The 15311-nt window shown below is 64.5% G+C and carries 13 protein-coding genes; 2 read left to right on the top strand and 11 right to left on the bottom strand.

Annotation, left to right across the window (positions count from 1 at the left end; genetic code table 11):
* The 5 genes from BTHE68_RS33195 to BTHE68_RS33175 all read right to left on the bottom strand — a co-directional run bounded on the left by BTHE68_RS33195 (position 1) and on the right by BTHE68_RS33175 (position 6748).
* The gene (locus BTHE68_RS33195) at positions 1 to 2247 is read right to left on the bottom strand and encodes a cellulose biosynthesis cyclic di-GMP-binding regulatory protein BcsB (RefSeq protein WP_162070495.1); all 2247 of its coding nucleotides are present in this window, start codon (positions 2245 to 2247) and stop codon (positions 1 to 3) included.
* A 105-nt stretch (positions 2248 to 2352) separates the two neighbouring features.
* Positions 2353 to 3555: a non-hydrolyzing UDP-N-acetylglucosamine 2-epimerase gene (wecB, locus tag BTHE68_RS33190; RefSeq protein ID WP_162070494.1), complete on the bottom strand. Its 1203-nt coding sequence runs from the start codon at positions 3553 to 3555 to the stop codon at positions 2353 to 2355.
* Between the two features lie 213 nt (positions 3556 to 3768).
* Entirely contained in the window at positions 3769 to 4080 is a 312-nt protein-coding gene (locus BTHE68_RS33185) for an AtuA-related protein (protein WP_162070493.1), read from the bottom strand.
* A complete protein-coding gene (locus BTHE68_RS33180; RefSeq protein ID WP_162070492.1) occupies positions 4067 to 5425 on the bottom strand; it encodes an acyclic terpene utilization AtuA family protein in 1359 nt (452 codons plus the stop codon). The genes BTHE68_RS33185 and BTHE68_RS33180 overlap by 14 nt, the downstream gene beginning before the upstream one ends.
* An 18-nt stretch (positions 5426 to 5443) precedes the next feature.
* The gene (locus BTHE68_RS33175) at positions 5444 to 6748 is read right to left on the bottom strand and encodes a CitMHS family transporter (protein WP_162070491.1); all 1305 of its coding nucleotides are present in this window, start codon (positions 6746 to 6748) and stop codon (positions 5444 to 5446) included.
* A 100-nt stretch (positions 6749 to 6848) separates the two neighbouring features.
* Between BTHE68_RS33175 and BTHE68_RS33170 the strand changes: the two genes are divergently transcribed.
* Positions 6849 to 7745, top strand: coding sequence for a LysR family transcriptional regulator (locus BTHE68_RS33170; protein WP_162070490.1), 897 nt, complete (start codon positions 6849 to 6851; stop codon positions 7743 to 7745).
* Between the two features lie 9 nt (positions 7746 to 7754).
* On the opposite strand, the gene BTHE68_RS33165 is transcribed toward BTHE68_RS33170, so the two are convergent.
* Positions 7755 to 8813, bottom strand: a complete 1059-nt coding sequence (locus BTHE68_RS33165; protein WP_162070489.1) for an NAD(P)-dependent alcohol dehydrogenase — start codon at positions 8811 to 8813, stop codon at positions 7755 to 7757.
* A 500-nt stretch (positions 8814 to 9313) separates the two neighbouring features.
* Between BTHE68_RS33165 and BTHE68_RS33160 the strand changes: the two genes are divergently transcribed.
* Positions 9314 to 9592, top strand: a complete 279-nt coding sequence (locus tag BTHE68_RS33160; protein WP_162070488.1) for a hypothetical protein — start codon at positions 9314 to 9316, stop codon at positions 9590 to 9592.
* Positions 9593 to 9601: 9 nt separating this feature from the next.
* On the opposite strand, the gene BTHE68_RS33155 is transcribed toward BTHE68_RS33160, so the two are convergent.
* The 5 genes from BTHE68_RS33155 to BTHE68_RS33135 all read right to left on the bottom strand — a co-directional run bounded on the left by BTHE68_RS33155 (position 9602) and on the right by BTHE68_RS33135 (position 15056).
* Positions 9602 to 9919, bottom strand: a complete 318-nt coding sequence (locus BTHE68_RS33155; RefSeq protein ID WP_162070487.1) for an HNH endonuclease — start codon at positions 9917 to 9919, stop codon at positions 9602 to 9604.
* Between the two features lie 88 nt (positions 9920 to 10007).
* On the bottom strand, positions 10008 to 10439 hold the full coding sequence (locus BTHE68_RS33150) for a hypothetical protein (RefSeq protein WP_162070486.1): 432 nt from the start codon (positions 10437 to 10439) through the stop codon (positions 10008 to 10010).
* A gap of 252 nt (positions 10440 to 10691) precedes the next feature.
* Positions 10692 to 11867, bottom strand: a complete 1176-nt coding sequence (locus tag BTHE68_RS33145) for an NAD(P)H-dependent flavin oxidoreductase (protein ID WP_162070962.1) — start codon at positions 11865 to 11867, stop codon at positions 10692 to 10694.
* A gap of 310 nt (positions 11868 to 12177) precedes the next feature.
* Positions 12178 to 13290, bottom strand: coding sequence for an ABC transporter ATP-binding protein (locus tag BTHE68_RS33140; RefSeq protein WP_162070485.1), 1113 nt, complete (start codon positions 13288 to 13290; stop codon positions 12178 to 12180).
* A gap of 23 nt (positions 13291 to 13313) precedes the next feature.
* Positions 13314 to 15056: an ABC transporter permease gene (locus BTHE68_RS33135; RefSeq protein ID WP_162070484.1), complete on the bottom strand. Its 1743-nt coding sequence runs from the start codon at positions 15054 to 15056 to the stop codon at positions 13314 to 13316.
* Positions 15057 to 15311 lie beyond the last annotated feature (255 nt).

Raw genomic sequence — 15311 nt, 5'->3', positions numbered from 1 at the left:
TCACACGCGATCCTCGTCGTCGCGGGCGCGCCGGTTGCGATGTCGGCGGCGCGCGTTACCGGCCAGCGCGATCAACGCGAGCAGCAGCACGACGAGCACGGTGGGAATGCCCCAGCGGGCCCAGTGCCGCGTCACCCAGTCGGTGCTCGATGCGGGCTCGTCGGCCATCTCTTCGGGATTCACCGTGTCGAACTGCTTCAGCACGCCGCTGCCGTCGACCACGGCGATATTGCCGCGCGACAGTTGCAACCGGTCGGTGAGAACCGGCGCCGCGCCCGCCGACCGATACACGACGCCGCTCTGCCCGCCCGCGCTCGCCACGCTCACCACCGCGACGCGCGACAGGCCCGACATGTCAAGCAACGTATCACCCGCAGGCGAGCTCAGCGAAAGACGCTCGGCCGAATACACCGCGGGGTTCTTCTCGTCGGCGAGACGGACATCGGCGGCGAGGAACGGGCCGTCGGGCTGCGCGGCGTCCTGCGCGCTGCTCACCGCGAACTTCGCCGATACCGGCGCGATGCCCGCCGCGCCGGTCAGCACGGCGAGGCGCGGCACGCTGTTCAGGGCATCGTCGAGATAGGCGCGCGGCACATACACCGTCGCCGACGACGCATAGCGCGCCGCCATGCCCGCAAAGGTGTTGTCCGGCGTCGCGGTGGCCAGACGCAGATGGCTCGACGGCAGCACCGCGACCGGATACGTCTGGCGCGCCTGACAGCCGCCGTCGGGCTGACGGCGGAAGGTCACGCGCAGATCGTTGGTGCGCGCGAGCGCGTAGCGGGGAATCGGCGCGACGAGGCGCTGGCGCGCGCCGTCGACGTTGATGAGCTTCGCGCCGATCATCACGTCATTCAGATACACGGTGGCGGTCGCACCGCCGTTGGACAGCGTCGGCGATGCGGCGAGGTCGAGCACGACCTGCTCCGGCAGGCGGCCGTTGCCCGATGCCGCCGCGAGATCGAAACGCGCATTCCACGAGGCCGCGGTCTGCACGTCGATGCTGCGCGGATCGCCGCCCAGCTCCGACAACGCGATGGTGTCGCCGCGCGTCTGCTGCGCCGTGTCGATGCGATGCACGATCACGCGGTTCGATACATCGATGGGACGCCAGCCCTGTGCGAGCGCGCCGATGCCGCGCGGATCGCCGACGACGATGATCGCGCGCCCGCCGACATGCGCGACACGCACTTCGCCCGGCGCCAACTGCGCCGTCAGTTGCGAGGCCGTGCGCTTGCGCCATGCGTCGAAAGCGGCGAGCGCGTCGGCCGAAGTGTTCGCGACTTGCGCGCGCAGTGCATCGAGCGCGCCGTTGAGCGTCTTGCGCATCGTTTCGTCCGCGACGACGACGTCCGGACCGAACGCCGCGCGCGCGCCGAGCGCGAGCAGCGCGCCGAGTTCCGCCTGATCCGCGATGGCGTGTTTGCCGCCCGCCGCGAGCGCGCCGAAGGCCGGCACGTTGCGCAACGCCGCGGGCACGTCGATGCCCGCGAGGTCCACCGTGTCACCCACGGCCGGCAGCGCCTGCACCACGGGCCGCTTGCCGTCGCGCTGCAACAGCGCGTCGGTGCGCCAGGCGGTGTCGAATGCGTTCGTCGACAGCTTGCGTCCGGACACCGCCAGCACTGGCGCGTAGGGCAGCGCGCTCCATGCGGTGCGCAAGTCCTGCACGTCGGCGGGATTGAAGCGGAACGTGAGGCGCGTGGTCGGATCGACGCGCAGCACGTTGCCGATGGCCGTCTGATCCGCGCACTCGTTCTGGCTGATCACCGACGCGAAGCCGAGACCCAGACGCACGAAGCCGGCGGTTCGCGCCGCACCATCGACGCCGAGATTCACGGACACCCCGCCCGCATCCTGCGTGAACGCGCGCGCGAGCACGGGAGAGCCGTCGAGCGAAAGGAGCATCGTGACCCGGCCGCCGTCGCCGCGCACGTAACCGCCGTCGAATTGCACTGTGGCGTCGCTGATCGGCACGCCGGCGGGCACGGGCAGAAAGAATTCGCGGCGCGTGTCGGGCGCATTGAGCGTCACGCTTTCGAGCAGGCCGAGTTGCCGCAAGGTCACGGTGCGCGTTTCCGGCACATCGAGGCCGAGACGCTCGAAAGCGCTCGCCGCCTGCGTGCCCGGCGCGTCCGTCGTCGCGCCGAGGGCCGCATCCTGCAGGCCCGCCAGGAGCGTAGCGCACGTGAAGAGTGAAGCCAGCACGGCACGCAGGCCGCGCCGGTCGATGATGTCGTTGAGCAAAGTTGAGTGACTCGAAATTGACGCAACGAGGCGGGATGGCCGCGAAGGAGGAATGTGCACGTCGCGCGCGTTCGCCCCGGTTGCGTGAGACAGGATGCCGGGCGTCTATGCGAGCGCCTCGCGCACGGCACGCGCCGCAGCGTTCATTCCGCGCGGCGTCGCAGGATTGAATTCCTCGAAGGGCCGGCCCGCGAGCGCCGCGACGATGCGCGCCGACGCGCGCCCATCGCCGTACGGATTGATGCTGCGGGAGAATGCCGCACGGGCGCGCTCATCGTCGAGAAGCAAATGGACGGCGGCGGCGATGGTGTCGCTGTTGGTGCCGACGAGCACGGCGGTGCCGGCATCGACGGCTTCGGGACGCTCGGTCACGTCTCGCATCACGAGCACCGGCTTGCCGAGCGCCGGCGCTTCTTCCTGCACGCCGCCCGAGTCGGTGAGGACGAGCGTCGCGCGCTGCAGGAGCCGCACGAAGCCGAGATAGTCCTGCGGCGCGATCAGAAACACGTTCGGCGCGGCACCGAGCGCGCTGGTCACGGTTGCACGCACGTTCGGATTCAGATGCACGGGATAGACGATCTGCACGTCCGGGCGCCTGGCGAGTCGCGCGAGCGCCGCGCAGATGTCGCGCAGCCCTTGCCCGAAGCTTTCGCGCCGGTGGCCGGTGACGAGAATCAGATGCTTCGATGGATCGAGGAACGAAAAGCGCGCATCGAGTTTCGCGCGCAGCGCGGGGTGCGTATCGATGCGCTTCGTGACGGCATGCAGCGCGTCGATCACCGTGTTGCCGGTGACGTACGCGCGCCCGTGCAGCGTCTCCTTCCTGAGGTTTTGATGAGAGCGCGGGGTAGGAGCGAACATCAGGTCGCTCATGACATCGACGACGCGCCGGTTCATCTCTTCCGGCCACGGCCGGCCCATGTCGCCGGTGCGCAGGCCCGCCTCGATATGCGCGACCGGCACCTGCCGATGAAACGCGGCCATCGCGGCGGCGGTCGCGGTGGTCGTGTCGCCGTGCACGAGAACGCGGTCGGGCTGTTCTTTGGTGATGACGTCATCGATCGACGCAATCAGACGCGAAGCCAGCCCGTTCAGGCTCTGGTTCTCCGACATGACCGCGAGATCGTGGTGCGGCGTGATATCGAACAGTTCCAGCACTTGCTGCAGCATCGAGCGATGCTGGCCGGTCACGCACACGACGGAACGCACATCCGGTTCCGCTTCCAACGCCTTCACGAGGGGTGCCATCTTGATGGCTTCGGGCCGCGTCCCGAAAATGGAAAGTATCGTTTTTCGCTTCGTGTTCATGGGTCCTGACGACTGCACAATTCGTAAGAAATCGATTGTATTCAGACGTTTAGGACCACCCCTCAACTAAAATGTAAAAAAGTCTAACGAGAGCTTTATGCGAGCGTTTGGCGAGTTTTTGTCCAGCTTTAAGCGGCTCTTTTTACCTAACCAGTTAGACATCCCAAGATTTGGGGCGACATCGCGGGCTACATGGCGGCGGGCGCTTTCTTCCTACGAAATGTCGTCGATCTCGATATCGAGCAATGCCGAACTCATCGACTTGCCGTGCGCGTCCAGCGCGAGCGAACGCGTAACGCCGCCACCGAGCGCGTGACCTAGCACAAAGTTAAACGCGTTCAGCAGCGGCAGTTCATAGCGCACGACTTCGCCCTTCACGACATCGGCGAGATGGATCTTCACGCGCTCCGGCGTCAATTGTTCACGCAGATGCGCGTAGTGCTTCGCATCGAAGCAGATCACCGAGACATTCAGCGTGTTGCCCTTGTCGCCGGCGCGGCCGTGTGCCAGTTCACGCAGTTTCATCGCTTGCCTCCACGAATTCGAATATCGGATTCACATGCTCGCGCGCGAGCAACACGGATTGCACCGCGATGACTTCGCGCGTCGCCTTCGTCACGCCGCCGCCGCCCGCCGGTCCGTTGGTATAGAGCGTCTCGACCTCGTTGCCGATGCGCGCCGCTTCCCTCGCGCTCGATACGCGGCCCGCGACGCGCACGCGCACTTCGTAGGGATCGTCGCGTTGGGCGCCGAGCGTGTCGCCATAGAGCGCGTTCACGCCGATCAGATCGAAGCGCAGTTCGCTCGTGTCGACGCCCGTGATCGCGAGGCGCTCGCGCACGATATCCAGCGCGAGCCGCGCGCGCGCCACCGCGTTCGGGCCGCCGTAGGAGATTTGCCCTTCGCCGATGTAGCCGTCCGCATATGCGACCGAGACCTTGAGCGTATCGGTGCGCGGGTTGCCGCGTCCGCCCGTCACGCGCACGCGATCCTGCGCCTCCTGCGCCGCGCGCACCTGCGTGAAATCCGCGACGACATCCGGCTGAAAGTAACGGCCCGGATCGTGAATCTCGTACAGCAGTTGTTCCTTGCACGTGGCCTCGGTCACGCCTCCGCCCGCCTGCGCGACCTTCGTCACGACGACCGCGCCATCTGCGCTCACCTCGCCGATCGGAAAGCCGAGACGCGCAAGATTGCCGACGTCCTTGCAGCCGGGATCGGCGAAATAACCGCCCGTCACCTGCCCCGCGCATTCGAGCAGATGGCCGACGACGGTCGCCTGCCCGAGCGTGTTCCAGTCGTCCATGCGCCAGCCGAATTCGTGAATGAGCGGCGCCGTGAACAGCGACGGGTCGGCGACACGCCCCGTCAGCACGATATGCGCTCCCGCCGCGAGCGCCGCGACGATCGGCGCCGCGCCGAGATACGCATTCGCTGACACGATTCGCTCCGCATACGCGCTGACATCGTCGCCGGATTCCTCGAAACGCAGCGACGAACGAAGGACGACATCAAGCACGTCGTCGCCCGTGACCGCGGCGATCTTCAGTCCATGCAGGCCCAGTTCGCGCGCGATCTGCGCGGTCTTGCGCGCCGCCGCGCGCGGATTGGCCGCGCCCATGTTCGAGATGATGCGCACGCCGTTCTTCGCCGCGACCGGCAGCACGGCGCGCATGCGCGCTTCGAGCAGCGGATCGTAGCCGTGGTCCGGATCGTTGCGGCGCGCCTGCTGCGCAATCGCGATCGTGCGTTCGGCGAGGCATTCGAACACGAGATAGTCGAGCGCGCCGTGTTCGGCGAGTTCGACGGCAGGCTCGATGCGGTCGCCCGAATAGCCTGCGCCCGCGCCGATTCTGATGGTGTCTTTCATGACGTCGTCCGTTCTTGATTAAAGCGGAAACACGCCGAGCACGACACACGCGATCGCCATGACGATCGATGCGCCGAACAGCAGCGGGAACGTGAACTTCTGATGATCCGCGAGATCGATGCCGCACAGGCCGACGACGAGAAACGTCGCGGGTGTGAGCGGGCTCACGGGAAAGCCGGTGGTCATCTGGCCGAGCAGCGCGGCCTGTCCGACATGCACCGCCGGCACGCCGAGTTGCGACGCTACTTCGGCGATCACCGGCAGCACGCCGAAGTAGAACGAATCGGGATCGAAGAGCATGGAAAGCGGCATCGACACGAGGCCGAGCACGACCGGAATGTGTCCGGCCATCGCGGGCGGCACGAAGCCGACCGCCGCCTGCGCCATCGCCTTGAGCATGCCGCTGCCCTGCATGATGCCGGTGAACACGCCCGCCGCGAGCAGGATGCCGGCCATCATCAGCGCGGCGCGCGCGTGGGCATCGACGCGTTTTCTCTGCATGTCGACGTTCGGGTAATTCACCATCAGCGCGATGCACAGGCCGACCATGAACATGATCGCGGGCGGAATCTTCTCGCCCATCACGACCATGGTGCCGAGCACGACGATCGTCAGCACGATGTTGAACCAGAAGTTCTTCGGGCGGCGCAGCGCCTGTTCCTCGGGCGTGAGTTCGCGCTTCGGCACGGGCATCGCGCCATTCGCGCTCGAATAGCCGAGCCGCTTTTCCTCGCGGCGGCCGAGCCACCAGGCCATGCCGAACACGAACGCGAGGCCGATCGCCTGCACCGGAATCAGCGGATTGAAGAGCGCCGAAATCGGCAGATGCAGCGAAGCGGACGCGCGGATCATCGGCCCGGTCCACGGCAGGAAGTTGATGCCCGCCGCCATCGACACCGCCGCCGCCAGCACGCGCCTGTCCATCTTCAGGCGATCGTAGAGCGGCAGCATCGCGGGAATCGTCACGAGAAAGCAGACCGCGCCGGAGCCGTCGAGATGGATCAGCAGCGCGAGCAGCGTCGTGCCCATCACGATGCGCGTGGGCTTCGTGCCGACCGCGCGCAGGATGCGGTCGATGATCGGATCGAGCGTGCCTGCGTCGGCGATGGTGCCGAAGTAGAGAATCGCGAACACGAACATGCCGACGACGGGCGCGAGACTCTTCAATCCGTCGATGACGAATTTGCTCGTCTGCAAGCCGAAGCCGCCGATCAGCGACGCGGCGATCGGCACGATGATGAGCGCGACGAGCGGCGACATGCGTTTGGAAAGTATCGCCCCGAGCAGGACGACGATGGTGGCGAGGCCGAGCAACGGCAGCATGAACGTGTCTCCGAATATTGTCTTTTGATGGAGTTCAGCGTAAGTTCGAAGCGGCGATAACACAATTGAAATGATTTGATCGCAGCTATCACAAACCATAATGGATCTGAACCTTCGCGATATCCGCGCGCTCGTCGCCGTGGCCGAGGCGGGCAGCTTCACGCGCGCGGCGGAACGTCTGCATCTCTCGCAGCCCGCGCTCACCGTGCAGATACGCCGGCTGGAAGACGCGGTCGGCGCGCGGCTTTTCGACCGCAATAGCCGCAACGTCGCGCTGACGCCGACCGGGCGCGAGTTGCTGCCGCTCTTGCGCAAGTCCTTGCGCGACATGGAGAACGTGCTGCGCGATGCACGCGCGATGGGCGAGGGAGAAAGCGGCACGATCCGCATCGCGTGCCTGCCGACCTTCGCGGCGAGCGCGTTGCCCGAACTGATCATCGGTATGAAGCGCGACGTGCCGCGCGTCGTATTTCAGATTCGCGATGTGGTGGCGAGCACCGTGAATGCGCTCGTGCGCAACGAGGAAGCGGATATCGGCCTGACCGGCGGCGACGTGCTCGATCCTTTGCTCGAAGTACTGCACGCGGGCGTGGACCGGCTCGTTGCCGTCTGTCCGAAGGAACATGCGCTGGCGAGGAAGCGCCGCGTGAGCTTAGCCGATCTCGCGCGCTCGCCGCTCGTGCTCACCGCTCCGGGCACGAGCGTGCGCGCGGTCGTCGACGCGGCGCTCAGCGAAACGCGCGACGCGCTCGATATCGCCTGCGAACCGACTTACATGATGACCGCCGTCGCGATGGTGCGCGGCGGTCTGGGCGTGACGATCCTGCCGGAAACCGCGCGCGAGGTGCGCGCGGAGCCGGGGCTCGTGGTGAAGGCGATTGACCACCCGGCGTTCGCGCGGCCGATCGCCATCGTGAAGAAGCGCGGCAGGACCTTGCCCGCCGTGACGGAGCGCTTCGTCGAACGCATGCGCGCGACGATGAACGCGCCCCGCTGAACTGCGCGCTTACTTTTCCATCGTCGCCATGTCGATCACGAAGCGATACTTCACGTCGCTCTTCAGCATGCGCTCGTACGCCTTGTTGATCTCGTCCATGCGAATCATCTCGATGTCCGACGTGATGCCGTGCTTGCCGCAGAAATCGAGCATCTCCTGCGTTTCCGCGATTCCGCCGATGAGCGATCCCGCGAGCGAGCGGCGCTTGAAGATCATGTTCATCACCGAAGGCGACGGATGCGGATGCTCCGGCGCGCCGACGAGCGTCATCGTGCCGTCACGCTTGAGCAGCGCCATGAACTGATCGAGATCGTGCGATGCGGCCACCGTGTTCAGGATGAAGTCGAAGCTGTTGGCGTGCGCCGCCATCTGATCCGGGTCCTTCGAGATCACGACTTCATGCGCGCCGAGACGCTTCGCGTCCTCGCTCTTGCCCGGCGATGTCGTGAAGAGCACGACATGCGCGCCCATCGCGGCGGCGATCTTCACGCCCATGTGACCGAGACCGCCCAGACCCACGACGCCGACCTTGTGGCCCTTCTGCACGTTCCAGTGGCGCAGCGGCGAGTAAGTCGTGATGCCCGCGCACAGCAACGGTGCGACCGCCGCCAGTTCCAGATTCTCCGGGATGCGCAGCGTGAACGCCTCGTCGACGACGATGGCCGTCGAATAGCCGCCGTACGTCACGCCGCCCGACTTCGCATCCGGCGAGTTGTAGGTCTGGGTGAAACTCGCGGGACCATCGCAGAACTGCTCCAGTCCTTCCTTGCAGGAGTCACACACGCGGCATGAATCGACCATGCAGCCGACGCCCGCAAGATCGCCGACCTTGAACTTCGACACGTCCGCGCCGACCTCGACGACGCGCCCGACGATCTCGTGACCCGGCACGACCGGATAGTTCGAGCCGCCCCATTCGTTTTTCGCCATGTGCAGATCCGAGTGACACACGCCGCAGAACAGAATGTCGATTCGCACATCGTTCGGACCGACGTCGCGGCGCTGGATTTCGAGCGGGCCGAGCGGTTTGTCGGCTGCGGATGCTGCATAGGAATACGCTTTCAGCATGATTGTGCTTTCCTCTTTGATTCGAATCTCGTGAACGGGATCGGCGCTTGCTCACCGCTTGTTCCCGTGGGGAACACGCGCGGCCGATATGAAACGCAGGATGGTTGTGTTGTGTGCGGCGGCGAACGTTCGCCGTCATGCTCCGCACGCGTTGCGAGCGACTTGCCGATGTCGCCGGTATTTCGGCGGCAACGCGCAACGTCATTACTGTATGCCTACCAGAAGAACTCTGCCGAAACGACGGCGCGATTATGCCCTTCGAAAGGATCGCATGATCGCGTCGCTGGAGAATTTGACAATCGCGCCCCTCTGTCGGCTCCCTGCCAAAGCAGGATTGTTCGACAGGCGTCCGGCGCATTAAGGTTGTCATGCGCGCGGAGACGACGAATCTTTTCGCGCGGCGCCGGGCGGCTCGCGCGCCCGGCGCCTTCATCCGATTCATTCGGGGACGCCGTGCGGCACGCAAGTTCCCGGCGCCGCCACTTTGAGAGAGCGAGACCATGAAGGCGAAGGCGATCACGGTGAGCATCGACATGCCGGGGGGCGCAATCAGCGCCGAGTTTCATATCGATACGGGGCGTCTCAGGATCCTCGAACGCGGCATGCTGCGCGTCGAGTTGTTTCCGCCGCATTCGTGGTTCACGGTGGCGTCGGTGGCCGGGAACAGCCGCTGGGGAACGCGGCCGCGCGAGGCGGATCTTTATCTCGTGGTCGAGAATTTCATCCAGCAGCGTTTCGGCATGATGGCGCAGCGGGGCGAGGCGTCGTGCGCGCAGTGAGATGCGCGTTCAGCGCGAACGCGCGCGCCGTGTGCGTTGGTAGAACCCGTCCGGTTTGGTGCGTACCCAATCGACGAAACTGCGTACCGCCTCGTGCGCCAGCAGCGCCTCGACGGACGAATAGCACTGCGCCAGTTCCTTCTCGGTAAAGAGCGCATGCAATTGCCGATGACAGATGCGATGCAGCACCGCCGTCTGCCTGCCGCCCTGCGACTTCGGCACGAGATGATGCAGATCGCGCTCCGCGGACGGCACCGCGCGCCCGCACAGCGCGCAGACTTCTTCCTGCGCCGGGTGATACCACGGCTCCGGTATGCGCTTCGCCATCGCGATCCTCGTTGGTTCTTTTCGAGTGTACGCTTCGTTGTTCGGTGACGTGCCGTATCGCCGGATTGTTCAATATACCGAAGGTTTTCTATCGCTGACTGCGCGCAGGCGGCCGATAACCCGGCACCTGATGCAACGCGCGATGACACGCCGCCGAAAGCGCGGCCAGCCGCTCGACGCTCGCGCGCATGTCCGCTTGCGTGCGCGTGATGGTCTCGCGCAATGCTTCCAGACGCGGCATGATCTGCTCCGCGATTGCACCGCCTTCGTCCTTGCTCCCGAGTAGCATTTCCGCATCCTCGCGCGCTTCACGCAATTCCATCACCGAGACCTTGTTCTGCGCGAGCAGACCGGCATAGCGCTCAGCCAGTTCGCCGAGACCCATCGACCGCATGCGTTCGACGAAATCGCGCGTCGACTGCAACGCGAGTTCGCCTGCGTCATAGGCCATGAATTGAACGTCGCTGATGGAGAGCGCGATGCGTCCTTCCGGGGTCGTGAATTCGAGCTTGGTCGGCATGATGTCTGATGCGCGCGAGTGAAGTTGCCGGCATTCTAGACAGCCCGGCGACGCGCGAATCTCGGAACAAAGCGAAAGCGCTATCGGGAATATGAAATGCGGCGTTTCGCGCATGCCGCGCTCATGCGTTTGGGGAATCGAAATGATTCACGCCGCCGCGCTTTCGCGTGACGCTATCAGCATCACGAGCTTGCCGATTCGCTCAGCGCGATCCGCCACGGCGCGCAGCGAAACAGCGCGTTTCCGTTTTGCTCAGCACGAAGCAGGCGAGGCTTTGGTCGCGCCTGTCAGCAGCAGTTCGATCAGATCGCGCACGCTGCGGATCGCCGCGCCGAACGGCAGCTTCTCGCGTCCACGGAAAAACAGCCCGTTGCCGACATCGCCGCGCAAGGCAGCGGCCAGCCGCGTGTCGATGCAGAAGTGGCCGAACTTCTCGATGCCGTCGCGCAGGCCGCACGCGCTCAGGCATTCGAGCGCCGACGGGCACGTCTGCTTGCGCGCGCCGATCTTCGTGCGGATGCGTTCTTCATTGCGCAGATAGCGCATGAGCCAGGGCGTCTTGACGGCGCGCGCGGGCAGTCCCGTCACGCTGACGAATTCGACGATATCGTCCGGCGTCGCCTCGACCAGCACGCGCTTGAAGTCGGGATGCGCGTCGCCCTCTTCGGTGACGGCGAAGGGCGTACCGATCTGCACGCCGTTCGCGCCCGCCGCGAGCCACTTGCGCACTGCTTCGTGACTGTTGATGCCGCCCGCGACGATCACCGGCACGTCTTCGCGCTTGAGTCCGAGCGCTGCGAAAGATGCATCGAGCTCCGTCAGCACGCGCTCGAAACCGAAGCGCTCGTCGTGCATGTCCGCGACGGCGGCGACGCCCAGATGGCCGCCCGCGTGCGCCGGATGCTCGATCACGATGGCATCGGGCAGGCGGCCCTTTTTCATCCACTTCTTGAGCACGAGCGTGACGCCACGGCTGTCGGAGAGAATCGGGATCAGCGCGATATCGCGGCCTGCGGTGAGATCGGGCAAGTCGAGCGGCAGGCCCGCGCCCATCACGATGGCGTTCGCGCCCTCGTCGCACGCGACGCGCACGTAATCCGCATGCGCGCTCACCGCCTTCATCACGTTGACGGCGATCATGCCGCGCCCTTGCGACAACTCGCGCGCCGCCCTGATCTCGCGTGCGAGCGCGATCAGGTTCGCGCGTTCGAGCGTCGGGCGCGAGTGGTCTTCACGGCACATCGCGAGCAGATCCTCGTGATGATGACGCAAGTCGATGCTCGCGATGGTGCCGACCGCGCCTTCACGCGCGACGCTGCCCGCCAGCCGGTGCGCGGAAATGCCGACGCCCATGCCGCCCTGCACGATCGGCAGAAGGCTGCGACCGCGAATCTTGAGCGGCGCGAAGGAATGTGCGTGAGAGGTCATGGGCGATTCGGTTTGATATGAATTCATGGTGTCCGGCTTGACGATCGCGACCTGCACGCGACTCGTGAGATTGAGCTTGCGCAGAATGTTTGCGCCTGCCGCCGCCTTGCGAATCGCGCTCGCGAGCGTTTCGGCTTCGATGCTCTTCAGCAGTTCTTCGGGATCGTAGCCGTGTCCATCATCCTCGACAAGGAGGCTGAAGTCGCGATCATTGACGATCGTCACGGTAATGCGTTGCGCTTCCGCGTGCTTGCGAATGAGGGTGTGCGCGATAGTTGCCACGCCTTCCTGAGACTTCAATAGCTTCTATTCAAGCCTTCTGCGAAGCCAGCGCAATGCAGCTCCCGGCATCGATCGAAAAGTGGATGGTCTCCCCGACCGGCGTCTTGTGCGACGGATGCACGCGCGCCAGCACGATCTGTTCGCCGATGCGAATCTGGAAATCGAGCGTTTCCCCGAGAAACACTTTCGCGGCGACAGTGCCGGTGTACACGTTGCGCGCGCTCAGGCCATCGAGCGATTCATGGACCATCACGTTTTCCGGGCGCACGGAGATCACGACTTCATCGCCGGGGCGGCACGACACCGCGTTCGCCACCGCGATCACGCCGATCGACGATTCGATCAGCACGTTGCCGTCATCGCCTTCGCAGTCGCGCACGCGGCCATCGATGAAGTTGGTCGTGCCCACGAAGTCCGCGACGAACTTGCAGTTCGGCAGATCGTAGATCGCGCGCGGCGCGGCTTTCTGCACGATCTGGCCATCTTTCATCACGGCGATTTCATGCGACAGCGCGAGCGCTTCTTCCTGATCGTGCGTCACGTAGATGGTCGTGATACGCAGTTCGCGCTGCATGCGCTTCAACTCGAAGCGCATCTTGTCGCGCAGTTTTGCATCGAGGTTCGAGAGCGGTTCATCGAGCAGCAACAGCTTCGGCTCCATCACGAGCGCGCGAGCGAGCGCGAGACGTTGCTGCTGGCCGCCCGACATGCGCGTCGCATCGCGGTCCGCGACATGATCGAGACCGACCGCCGTCAGCACGCGCATCACCTTTGCTTCGATCTCCCGCTTCGAGTATTTCTTCTCGCCCACTTCAAGCGGAAAGCTCGCGTTGCGAAACACCGTCATGTGCGGCCAGATGGCGTATGACTGAAACACCATGCCGAACTTGCGACGGTTCGGCGGCACGAAGGTGTCGTCGCGCGCGGAAAATACGGTCACGCCGTTCACGGAAATGGAACCATCCACCGGACGCTCCAGCCCGGCAATGGAACGCAACGTCGTCGTCTTGCCGCAGCCGCTCGGGCCGAGCAGCGTGAAGAGCTTGCCCTCGGGCACATCGAACGACACGTCGCGGGCCGCGCGCACGCGCACGTTGTTGCCATCGACATATTCGGTGTTCAGTCCTTGTACGTTCAGCACTTGCGTCTCCGATGGTGTTCGTTTCAGGCGTGGTTCGCTTTCACGCCGAACTTCGCGCCGATCCATTGCAGCAGCATGACGAGCGCGAGCAACGCGAGCACGAGCATCACCGAGAGCGCCGAGAGCTCCACGTATTGCCCGTTCTGCCAAAGCTCCCAGATCACGATCGACACCGTCTCCGAGCCGGGGCTGTAGAGCAGGATCGAACTCGACAGCTCGCGGATCGACACGATCATCACGTAGATCCAGCCCGCGAGCAGGCCCGGCTTCAGGAGCGGCAGCACGATGCGGAAGAACGTCGCGCTCCAGCTCGCGCAGCTCATCGCGGCGGACTCTTCGAGTTCCTTGTGAATCTGCACCATCGATGTCGTCGTGTAGCGCATGCCGTACGGCATGAAGCGCGTGATGTACGCGATCAGCAGAATCCACAGCGTCCCGTAGATGCCGATATCGACCTTCAGTGAAACGATCATGAACGACAGGCCGAGCACGAGCCCCGGGAACACGAGCGGCAGCGATGCGAGGTTGTCGAGCAGCCAGCGGCCCGGCAGCTTCGTCTTGATGACGATCCAGCAGATCACCGCGGACAGCAGCATGACGGCGGTCGCGCAGCCGAACGAGAGCAGGAGGCTGTTGACGACCGCGTGACGCAGCGTCGAGAGATGCAGGATGTATCCGTAAGCATCGAACGAAAGATGATGCAGCGCGGCGAGCGATGGCGTGCGGTAATACTTCTGCAGCGACGACCACAGCAGCACCGCGAACGGCAGCGCGACGATCAGCAGAAAGTAGACGACGAACACGCCGGCCGTCAGATAACGCCATTTACCGATGTCGACCACGCGCGGACGAAAGCCCTTGCCGCTCATCGTCGAATATTTGCCGCCGCCCGAGGAGACGCGCGATTGCAGATAGAGGCCGACCGAGGTGATGACGAGCAGCAGCATCGAGTAAGAGGAAGCGAGTCCGATCTGACTCGGATACTGCTCGATCGCCTCGTAGATCGACGACGTGAACACCTGCAGCTTCACCGGCAAGCCGATCAGCGCGGGCACTTCGAACGATTCGAGCGCGCGCACGAAGAGAATCAGCAGCGTCGAGACGATGGCCGGAAACGCGAGCCGCAGCGTGATGCGCCACATCGTCCGCGCGATGCCCGCGCCGCTCATCAGCGACGATTCCTCCAGCGACGGGTCCATGCCGCGAAAGGCGGCGGACATGAGGAGGAAGGCCATCGTCGAATAATGCAGGCCGTCGACCCAGATCATGCCGCCCATGCTGTAGATGTCGAAGAAAGGTTTCGTCACGCCGAACAGCGAGCCGAGCGCCACGTTGAGCACGCCGATTTTCGGGCTCGCGAGGAAGATCCACGCGATCGTGAAAAGGATGCTCGGGACGATCAGCGGGACGATGGTGATGGCGTAGAAAAACTTGCGGAAAGGCGTGTTGGTGCGCTCGATGATCCACGCGAGCACGGTGCCGATCGCGAACGACACGCAGGCGGCGCCGAACGCGAACTTGAGCGAGTTGAAGAGCGTGCGCAGCGTCTCGGAACTGCCGTACGCGAGCCTGTAATTGCCGAAGGTGAAGACGGCGGGGTTATCGGCGACTTGCGGCGTGAAGAAGCTCTGCCAGAAGAGGAACACGAGCGGGATCAGCGCAAGCACGCCCGCGATGACGACCGCGCCGCCGATCACGAGCCACTTCGCATCGAGCCGCGTGGAACGCGACAGGGCTGCTTTCATCGCATCGATTGTCAGTTCCAAGCGCGGCTCCCCCTCGAAGTGATCGACTGAGTTTCATCGGATGGAGCTCATCATAAACTTAGGTATCTAAGCAAATAAACCTGCGGAAAATACTGAGCGCGCGCTGGCACGGCGGGCGTTCTGTGCGGCGGAATGAAATCCATCGATAACCACGCTTTTTGACACCTGTGACCTCATCCCTTCGTTGTAGACTCCCGTACTCTCTCCCGACGGCTCAGAAAGCGCGACACCCTGTCGCATCGGGTTGATATGAAA

This window comes from Burkholderia sp. THE68, assembly GCF_009938265.1.
Lineage (GTDB): Bacteria > Pseudomonadota > Gammaproteobacteria > Burkholderiales > Burkholderiaceae > Caballeronia.
This window is presented reverse-complemented; position numbering and strand designations above follow the sequence as displayed.

Bases quoted from the DNA above. Each gene is read 5' to 3' on its own strand.
- wecB (WP_162070494.1), bottom strand. From the start codon at position 3,555: ATGAACACGAAGCGAAAAACGATACTTTCCATTTTCGGGACGCGGCCC.
- BTHE68_RS33185 (WP_162070493.1), bottom strand. From the start codon at position 4,080: ATGAAACTGCGTGAACTGGCACACGGCCGCGCCGGCGACAAGGGCAAC.
- BTHE68_RS33180 (WP_162070492.1), bottom strand. From the start codon at position 5,425: ATGAAAGACACCATCAGAATCGGCGCGGGCGCAGGCTATTCGGGCGAC.
- BTHE68_RS33175 (WP_162070491.1), bottom strand. From the start codon at position 6,748: ATGCTGCCGTTGCTCGGCCTCGCCACCATCGTCGTCCTGCTCGGGGCG.
- BTHE68_RS33170 (WP_162070490.1), top strand. From the start codon at position 6,849: ATGGATCTGAACCTTCGCGATATCCGCGCGCTCGTCGCCGTGGCCGAG.
- BTHE68_RS33165 (WP_162070489.1), bottom strand. From the start codon at position 8,813: ATGCTGAAAGCGTATTCCTATGCAGCATCCGCAGCCGACAAACCGCTC.
- BTHE68_RS33160 (WP_162070488.1), top strand. From the start codon at position 9,314: ATGAAGGCGAAGGCGATCACGGTGAGCATCGACATGCCGGGGGGCGCA.
- BTHE68_RS33155 (WP_162070487.1), bottom strand. From the start codon at position 9,919: ATGGCGAAGCGCATACCGGAGCCGTGGTATCACCCGGCGCAGGAAGAA.
- BTHE68_RS33150 (WP_162070486.1), bottom strand. From the start codon at position 10,439: ATGCCGACCAAGCTCGAATTCACGACCCCGGAAGGACGCATCGCGCTC.
- BTHE68_RS33145 (WP_162070962.1), bottom strand. From the start codon at position 11,867: ATGACCTCTCACGCACATTCCTTCGCGCCGCTCAAGATTCGCGGTCGC.